We start from the raw sequence: 18,705 nt of genomic DNA, 5'->3' as shown, positions 1-18,705 counted from the left end.
CATAGGTATAATGCTATCTCTGCCAATAGCTTGACTATAATGACAATGAGCTAACTTAGCTTAGTCAGGCACCACGCCATGGGAGGGCACATGTACTACACCTCTACGGAGCTCAATCAACACTCCTCTATCATGAGTAAGCTGGCACACCTTCATACCACCACCCAGGCCAAGCTACCGCAGATCACCCGTATCGCCGTCGCCCTATTCGACGAAACCACCGACATAGTGCGCACCTTCATCTATAGCGGTAAGCCCTCGCCTCTCAATCACTATCAGGCTAATCTCAGCCGGTGCAACTCGCTGTTGGAGATTGCCCGCTCCAGAGAGGCAAGAATCGTCCAGGACCTTGGCATCTACAGAGACAGCCGACACGAACACGCCATCAAGATCTATGAGGCGGGCTATCGCAGCAGCTATACCCTGCCCCTGCTCTCAGGCAATACCCTGCAGGGCTTTATCTTCTTCAACGGCGACGAAAAGCAGGTATTCGACAAGCGCTGCGTGGAACACCTGGACCTTATCGGTAACCTGCTGGCCCTGATGGTGATCAACGAGCTAAGCGAGTTGAACACCCTAGCCTCGACCATGAAGACAGCCATAGATGTCACCCATTTTCGCGACCCGGAAACCGCCGGCCACCTGAGCCGCATGGCCCACTATTCCCGTCTCATCGCCCAACGGATAGCGGATGAGAAAGGACTAAACGATCACTTTATCGAGCATATTTTCATGTTTGCCCCCCTGCACGATATCGGTAAGATCACAGTGCCCGACGAGATCTTGTTTAAGCCAGGCTCTCTGACGGACGCCGAGCGCGCAGAAATGCAGAAACACTGCGAGTCAGGCCGGGATCTCATCGACAAACTATTGTGTAACTACCGCCTGAGCAATCTGGATCACACCCAGATGCTGCGTAATATCGTGCTCTATCACCACGAAGCGATGGATGGTTCGGGCTATCCAATGGGACTCATCGGCGAGACCCTGCCGATCGAGGCAAGAATAGTGGCGGTAGCGGACGTGTTCGATGCCCTCACCAGTGAGCGCCCCTACAAGGCCGCCTGGACCAATAGCGATGCCTTTGCCGAGCTGGCACGTCTGTCGGGCAGTAAGCTGGACGCCGACTGTGTCGCCGCCCTCCAAGAGGCGCTCCCCGAGGTACTCAAAATACAAGCCACCTTCGACTCCACCGAGTTTTAAGACCATAGGGCTGTCGACGCGATTAGACGGCCGAAAGATGAGACGGCAAAGAATAAAGCCGGTTAGAAATGTGGGGTAAAGTTAAGAGAAGATAGACAGAATAACCCGGAGCGCCTTAGCCATTCACTAATCGTCACCAGGATAAGACGAAGGCCTGCCAAGCCAGGGCGCCAGCAGGCCTTTTATACTCACTATGCTTCTAACCTTTAGGACACAATTTCAAGTCAGAGGCGCTAAGTAAAAGAAATTAAGTTTCAGACATTAGTCCGGCAGAAATCTTAGAAACGACCGACTACACCAAGACCGATATTTACGCCGTCGAAATCTGAATCCAACACGCGTGCCACTTGGAAGTTGGCCGAGAAGTTGTCAGAAATACGCAGCCAGTAAGCGGTTCTCACGTCGAATGCGTCATCATCGTCGGTGTTGGTGTAACCCAGACCCACTGACCAAGCATTGTTCACATACCAGTCTGCGCCCAGGTTGATCATGTCGTCGCTGTCGCTGTGAGTCCAGTTAGCCTGCAGATCCACACCGGCTGTAGATTGTAGCGCGATATAACTGCGAACCTTCACACCATAGCTCTCTTCAACACCCTCGTCGCCATCGGCATAGAAGGCAGAAACAGATGAAGAATCGTTAAAGTAGTAACCCACTTCGGCGCCATAGGTGTCGAAGTCAAAGTTAGCATAGTCGTGCTTGTTATAGTTCACGCCAACAAACCACTTAGAGGCGAATACATAAGTACCATCGATACCGTAAGAATCCCGGTCGGCATCGTCGAAGTTACTGTAGTAAGCCCCCAGGTTAGAGCTTTGCGCCAGGAAGCCATTTAGGGCGTATGGGCTGCTTTTCTGATCCACTGGCGCCACATAGTAGCGGTAGTCGGCTTTCCAGATGCCATCGCCGAACTCTTCAGAGTTAGACTTATAGTTCAAACCGGCTTCGTGTTGAAAGGCATTATCCTGGGCAGCGATGGCGCTCATGCTGCTAAGACCAAGAATAATGGCAACGGCTGTTACTGATTTTTTCATCAATGTATTCCCTTATATTTATGAAGCTAGGAGAATAAAAGACAAAAAATAGAAAGGTGTTAGACACAATCCATTGTAAATTTATGATATTTATGAGAATAAATATCCGGCGCTCTCCTAGCGGCGCTAACAATACGCCATAGTTTAGGAAAAGTGCAATAAAAACTTCATAAAAGCCAAGCAATAAAACATTAATAAAAACAACGAGCAACAAACAGATAACAAGTGATACCCAAAAGTTACAACTCGCTGGACTGACCCATAGACGCCTTGTGCTCATGCTCCCCTTACACTAGCAGCCTTTAGTGCTCGGCACCTTTCGCCTGCTCACGCTCATCGAAGATTAACATCCCTTGAGTGATCGCTTGCACCGCTCTGGACTTGAACTCGCGGCGATACAGGGTATAGACCACCACCAGGCTAGAAACGATAAACAGCAGCGGATGGAAGAACCAGCCCAGCACCGCCATCGAGAAATAGTAGGAGCGCAGGCCATAGTTATAGGCGTGGGCCGCCCTGTCCTGCACTATCGCCATCTGCAGCGCATAGGCCTTTAGTTGCGCATCTTGACCGCTCTTATCGACTGGGGTCGCCCCCACCATGACATTGAGAAAACCATACTGGCGCATCGACCAGGTAAACTGAAAGAAGGCCATCACGAAGATCAGCGTCAATATGCCAAGCTTGAACTGGATCAGCATGTGAACCGGCGGCGCCGTCATGGGGATAGAGGCGATCACCGCCTCTAACCGCTCGACCTGGGCAAACAGGGTCAATACCCCGGCCAGCACCAGCATAGTGGTACTGGCGAAGAAGGTGATGTTTCGCTCAAGGTTGGCCAGCAGCGCCGCCTCCGCCACCCTCACCTCGCGGCCTAGCAGCTGATACATCCAATGAATACGATGCTGATGCAGGCAACGGGCGATACAGTTAGTGTTCTTGGCCTTCTTGCGGGCGAAGCGAGCGTAACCTATCCAGCAGCTAAAGAAGCAGGTCACGGCGATAAGGTCGAGCAGGTAATTATTCATCATGGATTCAACTTGTTAACCAAGGCTCATTTAATCATAGCCTATTGATATTGCAACTCAGTTTCTCCCCCATTTTCCTGGCGGATTCAAAGATGGAATGACATTTAGATGATACTTTTGCACGGTGGATTCGAACATTTCCTCTGGGTTATCACCCATTCCCATCACCCGGCCACAGAACAGGGGCGCGTCCTAGGTATAATCCACTACAAACAGTCTAAAAAACAACCAACAAAGATAGCCAGTTCGTTTGCTACAGGCTATACCTGTGGTCAATTCTTAGCTAAGATGGTCAATAGGTTGTTACACCTATGTTTGCAAATTGAGGCCGATTAACAATCGCTATATACCAAAATACAAGAGTCTAATAATAAAGGATTATTTATGAAGCTAATCTCTAATGCCCTGTTTACAAGCCTGATCGCATCGGGTCTATTACTCACTGGCTGTGGCGGCTCCAGCAACTCTAATACGGTTAGCGAAGTGAAGTGGGTAGAGGGGGAATTCATCCCCTATTCGCAATTGGCCAACCAATGCGATGCGGATCTCAGGGAAAAACTTTGGTTGCGTTCATGGAGTAACGACACTTACCTCTGGTACAGCGAGATCATCGACAGGGACCCGGCCCCTTACCAGGTCCTGGAATATTTCGATTACCTGAAAACCGAGAACCTGTCGGCCACAGGCAAACCCAAAGATAAGTTTCACTACTCTATGCCCACCAGCGAATGGGAACAGCTCAACCAATCGGGCGTTTCGGTTGGCTATGGGATGAGTGTCTATATACAACGGCGCAGTGACAAGACAGACAGGAAAGTCACCGTCGCCTACACTGAGCCCAACTCTCAGGCCACCAGCGCCAATATCGCCCGCGGCGCAGTCATCGTCAGCGTAGACGGCGTAAGCGTGAAAGATGCCAGCGACACAGCCTCGATAGACATTATCAACAAGGGCCTGTTCCCCGATGACGAAGGCCAGGAGACACGCTTCACCATCCAAGATCTCGGCGCCAGCCAGACCCGTGACGTGGTGCTAACCGCGCAAGCCGTGGTCTCTACCCCAGTGCAGAATACTAAGGTGCTCGCCACACCGACGGGCACCATAGGCTATATGCAGTTTAACGCTCATATCGCCACGGCAGAGCGCGGCCTCTATGATGCCGTCGCTACCCTGGCCACAGCCAGGGTAGACGATCTGGTACTGGATCTGCGCTATAACGGCGGTGGCCTATTGGCCATGGCCAGCCAACTGGGCTATATGATTGCCGGCCAGCAGGCGACGCAAGATCGTATCTTCGAGAACGTCAGCTTCAACGACAAATACCCCACCAAAAACCCTGTCACGGGGGAAACCCTTACACCAAGGCCTTTCTACGACGAGACCTTTGGCTTTAACCCAGGGCTATTGGCTGGTGGCAAGAGCCTGCCAAGCCTTAACCTGTCGCGGGTGTTTGTGCTCACCACCGACAGAACCTGCTCCGCCAGTGAATCGCTGATCAACAGCCTACGAGGCATAGATGTCGAGGTGATTCAGATTGGCGGCACCACCTGTGGTAAGCCCTATGGTTTCTACCCGACCCCCAACTGTGGCACCACCTACTTCAGCATTCAATTTAAGGGGGTAAACGACAAGGGCTACGGCGACTATACAGACGGTTTCGTCCCCAGCAGCAACCCTACGCTGCAAAGCGAAGTCCCTGGCTGTGACGTAGCCGATGACTTTAGCCATGCCTTAGGCGATAAAGAGGAGAGCCAGCTGGCCGCGGCGCTCTACTACCGAGACAACAACAGCTGCCCGGCTCAGATGGCAAAAGCGTCCCGAACCCAGGCGAAACCTCAGTTTGTCGATGTGGGTTACATACTGGAAGATACCCGCAATCAAAATATCCTACTCAATAACCGTATCCTGACTCAGCCTAAGTAGGATTTATGATGAAACGCTTAATTCGTATCATACTCGGCGTCATGCCGTTAACGCTCCTTGGCTGCTCACTACAGGCACAAGACGCTGCTTTGCCAGATCCTGTGCAGGCCCCAGTGCCAGCAATAATTAGCGAGCCGAGTGCAGAGAGTCTGGCTGAGCTGGAAGCCGCCATCGCCAAACTGTTACAGATGGATAAGGTGACCCTTGCCGCCGATGCATTCACCCAAAACAGTCGATTGGCACTGGAGCGCCACCCCCATAGGGATCCTAACAATCAGCTGTTAATGGGCCGCAGTTTCGAGCTGCCGCAAATCGTCCAGCTTTGGATAAGCGGTGATGAGTGTTTTGTCGCAGATACCGAGGAGCATCGCAGTGCGCCCCTGACAGTGACTCGCTGCACTCCTGAATAAACAATGTGGAATAAACCAGGCTGAATACAATCAGCCAGGCTATCTGCCCCTGAAGATGAGTCCCCCCACGACGGCTGCTTAACCCAAGCAGCCGTCGTTTTATTATTTGTGCACTCATATCTAACCTTATCTGCTGGCCGCGAACCTATCATCAGGCCTGGATAAGGGCGATCCTTCTCACCAACGACAAAGACCCATTCTGCAAACGTCATCCAGCTCACTCGGGGCGCTAGGCGAGATAAAACTCCCCTGAGCTACACTATTGCGAGTGCCCAATAGAACCGTCTGCAATGAGTTAGTACATATCCTTCTAAATGTAACAATTGTTACAGTGATAATATCCCGCGCTTCTCATTATTGTTTTACATACATATTATTAAGAGGCCTTATGCGCTTAGCTGTTTCCGCATTAGCAGTGTCATCTGCACTCATTGTTCCTGGCGTCCAAGCTGAAGATCAACAAGCCAGCTTCGAAAAAATCGAGATCATAGGTTCACGTATCGCGCTACGTACCGCCACAGATAGTGTGGCACCGGTGGACATTATCACCGCCGAGCAGCTCGAATCGACGGGGATGACGGAAACGGCTAAGGCGCTGCAATTTGCCGCACCAAGTTATAGCTTTCCATTCTCATCGGTCACCGACGGCTCAGATGCGGTGCGCCCGGCTAGCCTGCGCGGCCTGTCACCGGATCACACCCTAGTGCTGGTCAACGGTAAACGTCGTCACGGCTCGGCATTGGTCCACTTGAGTGGCACTGTCGGTAAAGGCTCATCGAACGTCGACTTAAACGCCATTCCAATGACGGCCATCAAGCGTATCGAGATCCTACGTGACGGGGCGTCGGCACAATATGGCTCCGACGCTATCGCCGGAGTCATCAACGTGGTGCTAAAAGACAATGAACAAGGTGGTAGCCTGTCGGCACAAGCAGGCCAAACCTACGCCGGTGACGGTGAACAGTGGCGAGTGGGTGCCAACCATGGTATCGCCCTGGGTGACGATGGCTTCGTCAATGTCTCACTCGAGGCCCACCATAAAGACAGCACCAACCGCGCTGGGTTAGATCCTCGCCAGCAGTATCCGGAATTGGCCGATGGTTCACTCGACCCTCGTGAAGCCAGCTTTAATCGAAAGAGCCACCAGGTTGGTGACGCCGAATACGACAACTTAGGCTTGTTTATCAACGCCGCCAAGGCCATCTCAGATAACGGCGAGCTATACGCCTTCGGTGGCGTGAGCAAACGCGAAACCAAATCTGGCGCCTTCTACCGCAGAGCCCTAGATAAGCGTAACTTAACCGAAATTTATCCCGACGGTTTCTTGCCACAGATCAACCCCGACATTATCGACACCTCGATAGTGCTTGGCTATGAATTCAGCCTGGGTGAGTGGGATATAGATACATCCGCAGGCCGCGGCGAAAATGCTTTTAACTACAATATTGTTAACACGTTAAACGCATCTTTAGGCCCCGACAGCCCTACCGAGTTTGATGCAGGCACATTGTCGACCCGTGAAACCAACTTAAACATCGATGCGTCACGCTATTTTTCCTTTGCAAATGACTCAGAGATACTCTTTGCCACAGGTATTTCATGGCGCCAAAATGGCTACCAAATCGAGGCTGGCGAGAGTGGTTCCTACATCAATGGTGGTTTTGATAACCGCGCCGCCGGTAGCCAAGGCTTTTCGGGCTTTACCCCAGAATCTGAAGTCGACGAGACCCGCAATAACACAGGTGTTTATGTCGAGCTCGAAAACCAGTTAACCGATGAGTTTTACTGGGCGGCGGCACTACGTTACGAGGACTATTCAGACTTCGGCGACAACACCAGCTGGAAGCTGGCAGGCCGTTATGATTTTACCGACAACTTAGCGCTGCGCGGCACCATCAACACAGGCTTTAGAGCACCTAGCGTGCAGCAGCTATACTTCAGCAATATCTCTACCCTGTTCAATCCAGATCCTGTCACGGGTCAGTTGGTACCGACAGAGTCGGGTACGTTCAACACCCTGTCACCGGTAACGAAAGGCTTGGGGATCAACGAGCTGGCTCCAGAGTTATCACAATCTTTCAGTCTGGGTCTGGTCTATCGTAACGCTGCCGGCCTAGCGCTGACCTTGGATGCCTATCAAATCTCAGTCGATGACCGCATCATCTTGTCGAGCTCAGTCACGCCTGATGATTCACCGGCCGTCGCACAGGCCTTGGCGGGCACCAATGCCGAGTCGGCGCGCTTCTTCATCAACGCGGTCGATACCCGTACCCGTGGCGTCGATCTGGTGATAAGCCAGGACTTTGATATCGGTTCCTGGGGCGACCTGCAAGCCAACCTAGCCTATGCCTATAACAAAACGGAAATACAAGACATCCATTTCCCGCAGATCTTAGACGGCGTAGGTAAAGAGCTCTTCAATCGTATCGAACAAACCCGTATGACCTCGGCGACGCCAAATAACACGGGCAACCTGGGGCTCACCCATAGACTCGGCGACTTTAAGACCAATATTCGTCTAAGCTACTTCGGCGACTATACTGTGGGTTATTCATCGGGCGACGTAAATTACAGCGACCAGTGGATAATGGATCTGTCGGTGCAGTATGCGGCAACCGATGCACTAAGCTTTACCGCCGGGGCGCAAAACCTGTTTGATGTCTACCCAGAGAAGCGCCCAGACAGCAATAATTTCAATGGTATCTTCGTCTACCCATTAACCAACACCCCGTTTGGCTTTAATGGTGGTTACTTCTTCCTAGAAGCGAAATATACCTACTAATTCTTATCAGTTCATCACACTAAAACAGGCCATTTATGGCCTGTTTTTTTTATCTCGACCAGCCATCAAGGTGAGAGCTTAGGCAACTTGTTCCTATCGCTGCGCTGTGTGAAAATCGACAGCATGCAACTGAGGGGAAAATATGACACAAGCAGCGAATGATTCGGCCAGCGCTAACACAGGCCTAGATGACGCCAGTGATGAGATTAAACTCGCCGTAGACCTTATTTATCTTCTGGAGAGCCATGAGATTGAGCCAGATGTGGCACTGGCGGCTTTAGAGATAGTCAAGCAGGACCTACAGAGAAAACTGAGCAAAGGAAATTGAAGAAAGGAATTTGAGCGAGGCTAACAGTTAGCTCCTTACATTCAGGGATTCACGCTTTCACTTGCGGCTCATTCAATACTCCAACTCATTGCTCCCTTTCATTGTGCCCATCTATTGCTAAAGAATTAACCATAAAAAAACGCAGCCTAGGCTGCGTTTTTTGTGTTACTCAGGAACACTGTTTAGAAAACAACAGTCTGCTCAGCAGTACAGGTAGAAGTACCTTCGTCACAGGCTTTGTAAACGTAAGTTCCGCCGCCCTTAGTGTTGATGGTGTCAGTGTAGGTGCTGCTTGCCGAAGTGGTCGCAATCTTGCCACCGTCACGGTAAACATCTACGTTTGCACCCGCTGCGCCAGAGAAGGTCAGATCAACTTTCTTAACGCCCTTACTCTTATAACCATTCGCTGAGATAGAGAAATCACCGCCACCGTTGTTTCCGCCACCATTGTCGCCACCGGCACAGCCGTTAGCCGTCAGGTAAGCATCGGCAGCCGCAGCCTGAACGATACCGTAACCAAAGTACTCATCTTTACCCGGTGCACCGCTATCCATGGCTGTCGCCTTCAGCGCCGCACGGATCTCGCTACCGGTACACTGGTTATGGTTAGACCAAACCAGGGCCGCAATACCAGACACGGCTGGCGTTGCCATAGAAGTACCGCTCATGAAGCCGTAATCAGAGGTGCCGATATCCACAGTTGCAGTGCTCGCCGCCAATAGCGCAGCACGATCTTCCTGTGCAGCACCCACTGCTGGGATAGAAGTGGTGTTGGTATCGCCTAGTGTGCCATACAGCATGCCAGGCTCGTTGTTGATGATGATCGCACCGATACCACCAGAGTTTTCACAGTTAGCCACCTTGTCGTGGAAAGAGATCGCACCGCGATCGATCACACAGATGTTACCGTTCGCGCCCGCATCGGTCGCCTCGGCAGTGCCCATGAAATAGGTGTTGCCAGAAACCACGCCTGCGTTTTCCATTGCGCTGCTGGCAAATGAAGCGCCATCGGCAGTCAGGTTAGACGCTGTCGCCATGCCTGCTGGGTAAGTAGACAGTGTATCTACACCACCTGCAGTCACTTCCACACAGATAGTTTCATCAGAAGTCGCCTTAGGACCACGACCCGAAGTACAAGATGGGAACTGAGAGAAATCGGCAATGTTATTGTTCGCATCGTTCGCGCCCACCATCATGACAGATGGGTAACCAGCTGGGTATGAACGTACGCTGTTACCATCGTTACCCGCCGCAGCAACCACTAGGCCGCCCGCATCGACGAAGGCTTGGAAGGCATTAGATTCGGTAGAGTTTGATCCGCCGCCACCTAGGCTCATGCTGATGATGTTGGCACCGGCTGCGCTACACAGGTTTGTGGCGTGTGCCAGATCAGATGAGTAACCCCAACCTTCGGCGTTAAATACCTTGATGATGTGCATATCGACGCCAGGCGCCATACCGATCACACCAACATTGTTGTCAGCGGCACCGATAGTACCGGCAACGTGAGTACCGTGTGGACCGCCGTTGACGTTCCAGTTACCCGTACCCGAATCGTTGTCACCTGTGATGTTGTTCCAAACGAAATCTGGGTTAGACGCGTCCAGACCAGAGTCGATGACACACACCTTCATGCCAGCAGCAGCATTGAAGGTCACCTGATCGGCCTGTGACTGATACACGGCGTAAGGTGTAACCTGCTGCGTCATTGGGTTGCCCGCGTCATCGCTGAAGCTCATCAGATGACGACGCTGATCCGCCTCGACTAATTTTACATGTGGGTTATTTAACAGTCCCTTGACCTGGGCCAAATCTTTGCCCGTAAAGGTTGCAGCGATAAAGCCGTCACCATCAACGTGGATCTGTGCGCCTAGCTGCTTTGCCAGTGCCTTAACGACACCCTTACTGCCATTGTCTACCTGGATGATGTAACGATCATCATCGGCAAATGCCTGAGTTGATAGGCCAACACTTAATGCCATTACTGCACTTGCCAACTTAGTTAACTTCATAGAGGTCTCTCCATTATATTTATTTTGTTAAGAGTCTTTTTATTAGAACTTCCCTGAATAGCAAATGCCGCGGTATTTCTCTCTTCAATTGCGACCTGATTTGGCATTTACTACCACACAACAAGGCACAAGCTATCACACCAACTCAAAGGCAACAAGACGTTAACAAAAAATAAACATATGTTGCACGAGTGTACATTTTATTCGGGAGTGGAATTCGCTGTCTGACTTATCGCGCCGCCAGACAAGAGGCTTTGCGATCATCAGACAAGAAGCTTTGCAATACAGATCCCGCCTTGTCGGCTGGTAAAAGCGCTGTTGCAACGCGCCAAGGCTGGTATACTAGGGCCTCATTTGCCACTATTGACGACATTGACGATGACAGACAACGCCACGCCAGCAAACCAAGCAGTAGACTTCTCGGCCATCAACAAGAGCACGGCCGCCTCCTTTAACGAGCAGAAGAATCTGATCAAGCGGCTATTTAAGGGCAACAGAGTCGATTGCCAAAAATGTAAACAACCACTGCAGCTGATCGTGCCCACCGAGAAGGCGCAGACAGGCCATTACGGCGTGTTTTGTAAGAAGGGTTGTACAGATATCGAGCTGGAAATCGATCTGCTTTAACTTTTGACACCCTAGATCAAGCAACCCATTAAACACCGGCAATGTCGATACAACCGCCATTCCCGGTGACGAGCCTCCCCTTTGAAACTCAGTCAACGCCTCTCTCACCTGCAGGCCATGGTCGATGGCCGTTACCAACATATCTGGGATTGCTGCTGCGATCACGGCCTGCTCGGCGCCGCCCTGCTTAAGAAGCAAGTGGCCGGTACCATGCATTTTGTCGACATCGTGCCTGGCATAATGCAGACCCTGCAGGGCAAACTCGCGCGCTTCTTCCCACTAAATCAAGATGCCACCAGCCCTCAATGGCGGGTGCACTGTATGGATGTGGCTAAGCTACCGCTGGCGAACTATCCGAGCGAGACGCCGCAGCTGGTGATCATCGCTGGGGTCGGCGGCGAGCTGACCGGCGAGCTGGTGAGCGCGATTCAACAGCGCGCCGACGCACTGGGGCAAAACATAGAGTTTCTGCTCTGCCCCGTGCATCACACCTATCAGCTTAGAGAGAGACTCGATACCTTGGGGCTCAGATACTTCGACGAGCGGCTCATCAGTGAGAACCAGCGCTGCTACGAGCTTTTGCATGTGGCGCGCCACGGCAAGCAGCCCATCACGGCGATTGGCGACAGCCTCTGGTCGCAGGCGCCAATCGAGACACAAGTGGTCTACCTAAGGCGTCTGCTGAAACACTACCATCAGGTGGTCAGAGGCAGTAAGCAAGAGCAGAAACCGCTGCTCGAGCGCGCCATCTCAGATTATCAGGCGCAGCTAGACTTGCTTAGCGCCTAGCCTGCTAGTTTCCACCTTTTTCCTTTTGCTTATTACTTCTTCAAGTGAGTCAATTTATGCGCCTGCTGAAATCCACCCTACATCCCGACCTTAACGCCACCACGCCAGAGGAGATAACTGGACTGGGCTTCACGCGCCGTGCGGCGCGGGCCATAGTGCTCAGAGACAGCCAAATATTAATGCTCTACACCGAGCGCTATCACGACTACAGCATTCCCGGCGGCGGTGTGGATGAGGGCGAAGATATTCGCCAGGCGCTACTGCGAGAGCTGGAAGAGGAAACCGGCGCCCATACCATACAGATATTGAGTGAGTTCGGCCGCTATCAGGAGTTTCGTCCCTGGCACAAGCCAGGATTCGATTTTGTGCAGATGGAGTCTTACTGCTTTGTCTGCGCCATTGGCGAAGAGCTTGGCGATACTAGGCTCGAGCACCATGAACTGCAAAACGGCATGCGCCCGGTATGGATAGATATTCATGAGGCGATTGCCCACAATGAGCACACCATGGCCCACAGCGACAAGAAGGGTCTGTCTATCGAGCGCGAGACCTATCTGCTAAGACTGATCCGCGATGAGCTGCTCACTAGATGAACTGCTCACGAATTAGAGTCATCTCAAGATAAACGCCCCGTAAACTCACAAAAAAAGAGCGCCTAAGCGCTCTTTTTTATCACCGTCAGATTACCCTTAACGGCTGTATTCACTGGCGATTTTCGCCGCCAGCTTAGCATTGTTAAATACCAGCTGGATGTTGGCGGCCAGGCTGCTGCCTTCGGTCTTCTCGGCGACCTTGGCCAACAAGAAAGGCGTCGATGCCTTACCCGAGATCCCCTTGGCATCCATCTCGGCCACGGCATCTTTGATCACCTGATCGATCATCGCCTTATCCAGGGCATACTCGGCAGGAATAGGATTAGCCACAACCACACCGCCCTTGAGGCCCATCTGCCACTTGGCCGTCATGGCATCGGCCACCTGCTTAGGCGTATCCAGGCGATAGTCGACACCAAAATCGCTCTCACGGGTGTAGAAGGCAGGCAGTGTCTCGGTTTCATAGCCGACAACCGGCACCCCTTGGGTCTCCAGATACTCTAGGGTCAGGCCGATATCCAGAATCGACTTGGCACCGGCGCATACCACGGCCACATCTGTGTTGGCCAGCTCCTGCAGATCCGCCGAGATGTCGAAGGTCTGCTGGGCACCGCGATGCACGCCGCCGATACCGCCGGTGGCAAACACCTTGATGCCTGCCATCGCCGCCAAGATCATGGTCGACGCAACCGTGGTCGCACCATCGGCCTGCTTGGCCACGATGAAGGGGATGTCGCGGCGGCTGGTCTTGATCACAGCCTGACCCGCCTTACCCAGATACTCGATCTCCTCATGGGTCATGCCCACCTTGAGGCGTCCCTTGAGAATCGCGATAGTGGCTGGCACAGCGCCGTTATCGCGGATGATCTGCTCTACCTTCAGGGCAGTCTCGACATTTTGCGGATAAGGCATACCGTGAGAGATGATGGTCGATTCCAGTGCCACCACGGGACGGCCGGCATCCAATGCCGCTTTCACTTCTGGGTTGATATCTAGGTACTGCGCTAACATAGAGACTCCTTGATAACTCGGTTAACTGATATTTCAGACATATTTGGATTGATGGTTGCCAGATCCGACAGGGCAACCACCGCCGCCGCCATGGCAAACTCGGTCGACTGACGGGACGACCAACCTTGAATAAAGCCGTGGGCCAGGCCCGCGAGGAAGGCATCACCGGCGCCGTTGGCATTGACCATCTCGACCGGAATGGCCGGAACAAGGGCCTGCTCCTCACCATCACTGTAAAACACCCCATCGGTTCCCAGGCTCAGGAATATTCGCTGCACGCCCTGCTCATGGAACCAGCTGGCCAGCATAGGCAACTCGCCATAGTTGGCGATGGCTATGCCGGAGAGCTGCTCGGCCTCTTTGAGGTTAGGCTTGAGGGTATGTACCGCACTCAGGTAGGGCTTAATCTTCTCCGCCTTGGCGCAAGAAACGGTATCGACAAACAGCGGGATATCGGCGAAGTTACTAAGCAGATAGGCTAAGGCTGCATCAGACAAGTTGGCATCGACTATGATGAGGCTGGCGCGTTTGAACATCTCCTGCTGACTCTTGAGCTGCTCGACCCCGAGACGCTCCAGAATCGCCATGTCGTTGATCGCCACATGCATGTCGCTGTCACCATCGAGCACCGAGAGGTAGGTGGAGGTCACGCCATCGCTCAGCTGCAAGCTGGGTTTCATGTCGATACCGGCGCGCTGACAATGCTCGACGATCTGCTGGCCATAGGCATCTTTGCCCACTGCGGTCATCAGGCGGGTATCTGAGCCTAGGCGCGCCAGGTTCTCGGCAATGTTACGCCCCACACCACCGGGGGAGCAGCTGACACTGCCGGGGTTAGAATCCCCCACCCGCAGGTTGGCAGCCGGGCGACCGAGAATATCCATGTTGGCCCCGCCGACCACCATGGCAAACTTGGCTTCGGCTAGAATATAGCCCTTGCCACGGATAATGCCTTTGTTGGTCAGGTTCATGATATGACCAGCCACCGCAGAGCGGCTGATCCCAAGACGATCCGCCAGCTCCTGCTGGGGGATCAGAGGGTCTTGCTTGAGTAGTGCTAGGATTTCTAATTCACGTTCCGTCATTACGGCAATCTCACTCAGCATTAAGGATACATCGCCGCAAAACAAACAAATGTTTGTATTGCAAACTTTTGTTTTAAGTTAATCGATTTATGCGGCCAGTGCAAGACAAACAAATTCACAATCAAATAGTTATGTGAGATGCGCCTCACTCGGCTCTGAGCGCAATCCCAGGCTGACAGGCGTTGTGGCGTCAGTATCCACTCACATTTTGGCACAAAAAAAGCGCCAACCTGGCGCTTAGGGATTCGCTGTTACGAGGCGCTAGCCACTAATTCTGAGCATTAATGCCTACACTCATATCGAGCACTAATGCAAAGCACTAACATCGACCTAGCGTTTGTGGTGTTTGGTGATCAGGCGATCCAGCTGGTTACCGAAGGCCTGTTTCTCACTCTGGCCTATGGCGGCCGGGCCGCCGGTCTGCACGCCGCTGGCCCGCATGGTATCCATAAAATCGCGCATGTTGAGGATAGACTTAATGTTATGCTCAGTGTACAGCTCGCCACGGGGATTGAGCGCCAGCGCCCCCTTGTCGATCACCTCCGAGGCCAGGGGAATATCGGCGGTGATCACCAGATCGCCAGGCGCCGCGCGCCGCACTATCTCATTGTCGGCCACATCGAAGCCGGACGACACCGTCACCAACTGGATAAAACGCGACGGCGGAATACGCATAGCATGGTTGGCCACCAAGGTCACGGCGATCTCGGCGCGCTCGGCGGCGCGAAACAGTATCTCCTTAATCACACCCGGACAGGCATCGGCATCGACCCAAATTTTCATCTCTCTTTCCTGTTATATCGACATAGCGTTGAGCATGGAGCGCACTATAACATAGCAAGCGGCTATCGCCCTTCGCAGAATGCACAATCCAGCAATCACTAGGGCCTAGGCATTAACACTCTTTGCAGGGAATATGGTAATTTAGCCAAGATATTGATAATTAGGACATAGGGCACAGATTATGACCACATCGGCCCCCAGGGAAGCCATATTTACCCCAGACTGCCTCGACTTTCTCGCCAAGCTGGCAAGCAATAACGAGCGCGACTGGTTCAAGAGCCACCAAAGCGAGTATGAGGCCAAGGTACGCACCCCGGCGCTCAACTTTATTAGTGTCATGGCGCCCCATATCGCCAAGCTCTCGCCGCGCCTCACCGCCGTGCCCAAGAAGGTCGGCGGCAGCCTGATGCGCCCCCAACGCGATGCCCGCTTTAGCAAGGACAAGACCCCATATAAGATCAACGTCGGCATTCAGTTTCGCCATTTCCAGGGCAAAGATGTGCACGCTCCTGGACTGTATTTGCATATCGCCAACGATGGCTGCTTCCTCGGCGCCGGGATCTGGCACCCAGACAGCAAGGCGCTAAGCCAGATCCGCAGCTGCATCGACGATAACCCCAACGCCTACAAACAGGCGCTCAAGCAGCTGAGCGACGCTGGATTTAACATGGAGGGCGACAGCCTGCAGCGCCCGCCCAAGGGCTTTGACAAGCATCACCCCATGATTGATGAGCTCAAGCGCAAAGACTTTATCGCCATCAAACCACTCGACACCCGGCAGCTGTTTGCCGAGGATTTCGATACCTGGTGCGCCAAGCAGTTTAGCCAGGTCAACAAACTCATGGGCTACCTCTGTTTCGCCCTGGACCTAGATTATTAAAAAGGATTTTTGATGTTTAATCGTAAAGCCAACAAGACTTTCGGCCCACGCCTAAGCGGACTCGGCCGTCTGAAATTTATCGCACCGCTCCTGGTCGTACTGCCGCTGGCCACTGGCCTAACGGGTTGCACCAACCCCAACACCCCGGCGGGTGAAGAGGGCTATGTGTTTGAGAAGCCTCGCATCTTCGGCGCCGGCGGCTATCGCGGCACCCTCATAGGCCCCAGCAACTATGGTGTCTCCCTGTGGCGCAACGAGGTGATCAACATCGACATGCGCCCCAACACCTACACGGAAAACTTTAAGATCCTCGCCAAGGACGATCTCAACATCAGCTTTAACTTCCATGCGGTGATCGCCATCAAGTCGGGCACTGTGCAGCAGGTAGTAGAGCAATATGGCGCCGAAAACTGGTATGTGCGTTTCGTGCGCGAGACCTTTCGCACCTATGTGCGTGACGAGGTGCAGCGTTATGACAGCGTGGCGCTGAAAGAAAACCGCTCGGAGATCGCCCAAGCGGTGTCGGTCAAGCTCAAAGACTACCTCAAGACCTCGCCCTTTCAGCTCAACAACGTGATTGTGGGCAACATCAACTACCCCGACATAGTCGCCATCGCGGTCGAGAAGAAGCTGGCCGCCCAGCAGCTGTTGTCGGAGAAGGAGACCCAGAAGGAGATCGCCCAGAAGGACGCCGAGATCCGCATCGAAGAGGCAAAGGGTATCGCCCAGGCGCAGAAGATCATCAACGAGACCCTGACCCCCAACTATCTGCAGCACGAGGCGATTAACGCCCAGCTGAAGATGGCGGACTCGCCCAATCACACCACAGTCTATATTCCGGTGGGCACCAACGGCATCCCGCTGATTAAAGGCGCCAAATAAGCTTCTCGTTTATTTAGGGCCTCAGCCCTTTAAGCTAGTCCGTGATAGCCCTTAGAAATAGTCCGTCGAGATAGCCCGTCAACACTCGGCGGGCTTGCTCGATGAGCGCGTACTGCTTCGCCTTACCCAGCACCCGAATGCCTTGCAGCTGCATCACCAGGAAGCTGGCCACCTCCTGGGGATTCACCTCACTGTTCACACGCCCAAGGCGCTGCTCATCTGTAAGCACCCGCGCAAAGGCCTCACGCAGACCATCGAACAACTCGCCACAAAGCTGCTGCACCACCTCATCGCTGAGGTACTTCTCAAGCACCGCATTCTGCATAAAGCAGCCATAGGGCTGCTCGGCCTGCAGGGCCACAAACGCCTGGATATAGTCGATAATCGACTGCAAATCGGCATCATCGGCCAGCAAGGGGGTGATTCTTGGCTGGGCGTAATGCGCCAGATAATAGCCCAGGGCCTCGCGGTACAGGCTCAACTTATCACCGAAGCTGTTGTACAGGCTGAAACGGTTAATCTTTAGGTGCGCCACCAGATCCGCCACCGAGGTGTCGGCATAGCCCTTCTGCCAAAACAGCTCCATGGCTGCTATCAGCTTGTCTTGTCTATCGAAATTACAACTTCTCGCCATAGATGATTTTGCTCTGAATTAGTCACATGTGTTCGCAACAAGTTTCTTGACCGAACGTTTAGAAATGATCTAGATTCTATTCTAAACGAGCGTTCAGTTAAAGCAAGAACCTTCAACTGAGGCCACCACAACAACTACCACAAGAGTCAGAGAGGGATAGATGAAACTCTACGAATTAGCCATGACCCCTAGCGCCAGACGCGTCAATATCTTCCTAAAAGAACTCGGCCTAGACGAGCAAGAGATAGGCCTTAAGCGTGAGAGCCTCAACCTGCGCGCCGGCGACAACCTGAGCGACCAGTTCAAGGCCATTAGCGTCAACGGCCGCATCCCGGTGCTGGCACTCGACGACGGCCAGACCCTGTGTGAGTCTGTGGCCATCTGCCGCTACTTCGACGAAATCACTGCGCCAGCACACTCGCTGTTTGGCGACACGCCGCTAGAGAAGGCCCAGGTTGAGATGTGGCAGCGGATCTGCGAGCTGCAGGGCCTGTTCGTCGCCTTCCAGGCCTTTAGAAACATCACTAAGGTGTATGAAGACAGAGAGCGCTGCGTCGAGGCCTGGGGCCAAGAGTGTAGTGGCATAGTGAATTTGGCCACCTGAATAGACGAAGTGATAGACTCACTTCTGGAAAAAAGGTGGTAGAAATGAAGAACACAAGACCGACATTCAGTGCAGAGTTCAAATTAGAAGCTGCGCA

General features: G+C 53.0%; 17 protein-coding genes and 1 pseudogene. 11 read left to right on the top strand and 7 right to left on the bottom strand.

From position 1 onward, the window contains the following. Positions 1-90: 90 nt before the first annotated feature. Positions 91-1,203, top strand: a complete 1,113-nt coding sequence (locus GNT65_RS05840) for an HD-GYP domain-containing protein (RefSeq protein WP_160794314.1) — start codon at positions 91-93, stop codon at positions 1,201-1,203. A gap of 278 nt (positions 1,204-1,481) precedes the next feature. Here GNT65_RS05840 and GNT65_RS05835 read toward each other — a convergent pair whose 3' ends face one another. Next, the gene (locus tag GNT65_RS05835) at positions 1,482-2,237 is read right to left on the bottom strand and encodes a putative porin (protein ID WP_160794313.1); all 756 of its coding nucleotides are present in this window, start codon (positions 2,235-2,237) and stop codon (positions 1,482-1,484) included. Positions 2,238-2,539: 302 nt separating this feature from the next. Next, a complete protein-coding gene (locus GNT65_RS05830; RefSeq protein ID WP_160794678.1) occupies positions 2,540-3,265 on the bottom strand; it encodes a DUF599 domain-containing protein in 726 nt (241 codons plus the stop codon). Between the two features lie 384 nt (positions 3,266-3,649). Between GNT65_RS05830 and GNT65_RS05825 the strand changes: the two genes are divergently transcribed. From GNT65_RS05825 to rsmS, 4 genes are all read left to right on the top strand, one after another. Next, on the top strand, positions 3,650-5,188 hold the full coding sequence (locus GNT65_RS05825; protein WP_160794311.1) for a S41 family peptidase: 1,539 nt from the start codon (positions 3,650-3,652) through the stop codon (positions 5,186-5,188). Between the two features lie 8 nt (positions 5,189-5,196). Then, positions 5,197-5,598 (top strand): hypothetical protein, encoded by a 402-nt coding sequence (locus GNT65_RS05820; RefSeq protein WP_160794309.1) that lies wholly within the window; start codon positions 5,197-5,199, stop codon positions 5,596-5,598. 388 nt (positions 5,599-5,986) lie between these two features. Continuing rightward, the gene (locus GNT65_RS05815; protein WP_160794307.1) at positions 5,987-8,380 is read left to right on the top strand and encodes a TonB-dependent receptor plug domain-containing protein; all 2,394 of its coding nucleotides are present in this window, start codon (positions 5,987-5,989) and stop codon (positions 8,378-8,380) included. Between the two features lie 142 nt (positions 8,381-8,522). Beyond that, a complete protein-coding gene (gene rsmS / locus GNT65_RS05810) occupies positions 8,523-8,708 on the top strand; it encodes a pleiotropic regulatory protein RsmS (protein WP_160794305.1) in 186 nt (61 codons plus the stop codon). A gap of 182 nt (positions 8,709-8,890) precedes the next feature. On the opposite strand, the gene GNT65_RS05805 is transcribed toward rsmS, so the two are convergent. Further along, positions 8,891-10,720, bottom strand: coding sequence for a S8 family serine peptidase (locus tag GNT65_RS05805; RefSeq protein WP_160794303.1), 1,830 nt, complete (start codon positions 10,718-10,720; stop codon positions 8,891-8,893). A 378-nt stretch (positions 10,721-11,098) separates the two neighbouring features. Between GNT65_RS05805 and GNT65_RS05800 the strand changes: the two genes are divergently transcribed. The 3 genes from GNT65_RS05800 (at position 11,099) to GNT65_RS05790 (ending at position 12,729) form a co-directional block, all read left to right on the top strand. Next, positions 11,099-11,347 carry a hypothetical protein gene (locus tag GNT65_RS05800; RefSeq protein ID WP_041406678.1) on the top strand — a complete coding sequence of 83 codons (249 nt, stop codon included), beginning with the start codon at positions 11,099-11,101 and terminating at the stop codon, positions 11,345-11,347. An 81-nt stretch (positions 11,348-11,428) separates the two neighbouring features. After that, the gene (locus GNT65_RS05795; protein WP_244952107.1) at positions 11,429-12,136 is read left to right on the top strand and encodes a tRNA (adenine(22)-N(1))-methyltransferase; all 708 of its coding nucleotides are present in this window, start codon (positions 11,429-11,431) and stop codon (positions 12,134-12,136) included. A gap of 56 nt (positions 12,137-12,192) precedes the next feature. Continuing rightward, positions 12,193-12,729 (top strand): NUDIX domain-containing protein, encoded by a 537-nt coding sequence (locus tag GNT65_RS05790; RefSeq protein WP_160794301.1) that lies wholly within the window; start codon positions 12,193-12,195, stop codon positions 12,727-12,729. A gap of 96 nt (positions 12,730-12,825) precedes the next feature. Here GNT65_RS05790 and GNT65_RS05785 read toward each other — a convergent pair whose 3' ends face one another. From GNT65_RS05785 to GNT65_RS05775, 3 genes are all read right to left on the bottom strand, one after another. Next, the gene (locus tag GNT65_RS05785; RefSeq protein ID WP_160794299.1) at positions 12,826-13,740 is read right to left on the bottom strand and encodes a pseudouridine-5'-phosphate glycosidase; all 915 of its coding nucleotides are present in this window, start codon (positions 13,738-13,740) and stop codon (positions 12,826-12,828) included. Continuing rightward, a complete protein-coding gene (locus GNT65_RS05780; protein WP_160794297.1) occupies positions 13,734-14,825 on the bottom strand; it encodes a PfkB family carbohydrate kinase in 1,092 nt (363 codons plus the stop codon). Before GNT65_RS05780 ends, GNT65_RS05785 begins: the two co-directional genes overlap by 7 nt. A gap of 330 nt (positions 14,826-15,155) precedes the next feature. Continuing rightward, positions 15,156-15,608: a YaiI/YqxD family protein gene (locus tag GNT65_RS05775; protein WP_160794295.1), complete on the bottom strand. Its 453-nt coding sequence runs from the start codon at positions 15,606-15,608 to the stop codon at positions 15,156-15,158. Between the two features lie 181 nt (positions 15,609-15,789). On the opposite strand from GNT65_RS05775, the gene GNT65_RS05770 reads away from it, so the two are divergent. Together GNT65_RS05770 and GNT65_RS05765 are read left to right on the top strand one after the other, a co-directional pair. Next, positions 15,790-16,488 carry a DUF2461 domain-containing protein gene (locus GNT65_RS05770; protein WP_160794293.1) on the top strand — a complete coding sequence of 233 codons (699 nt, stop codon included), beginning with the start codon at positions 15,790-15,792 and terminating at the stop codon, positions 16,486-16,488. A gap of 12 nt (positions 16,489-16,500) precedes the next feature. Next, a complete protein-coding gene (locus tag GNT65_RS05765; RefSeq protein ID WP_244952106.1) occupies positions 16,501-17,370 on the top strand; it encodes an SPFH domain-containing protein in 870 nt (289 codons plus the stop codon). Positions 17,371-17,404: 34 nt separating this feature from the next. Here the strand turns inward: GNT65_RS05765 and GNT65_RS05760 are convergent, their stop codons facing one another. After that, the gene (locus tag GNT65_RS05760) at positions 17,405-18,004 is read right to left on the bottom strand and encodes a TetR/AcrR family transcriptional regulator (protein WP_160794291.1); all 600 of its coding nucleotides are present in this window, start codon (positions 18,002-18,004) and stop codon (positions 17,405-17,407) included. A 160-nt stretch (positions 18,005-18,164) separates the two neighbouring features. Here GNT65_RS05760 and GNT65_RS05755 point away from each other — a divergent pair. Then, a pseudogene (locus GNT65_RS05755) lies at positions 18,165-18,578 on the top strand (glutathione S-transferase family protein); the annotation flags it as partial. Between the last annotated feature and the right edge of the window lie 127 nt (positions 18,579-18,705).

It is taken from the genome of Shewanella insulae (genome assembly GCF_009831655.1).
Taxonomy (GTDB): domain Bacteria; phylum Pseudomonadota; class Gammaproteobacteria; order Enterobacterales; family Shewanellaceae; genus Shewanella; species Shewanella insulae.
This window is presented reverse-complemented; position numbering and strand designations above follow the sequence as displayed.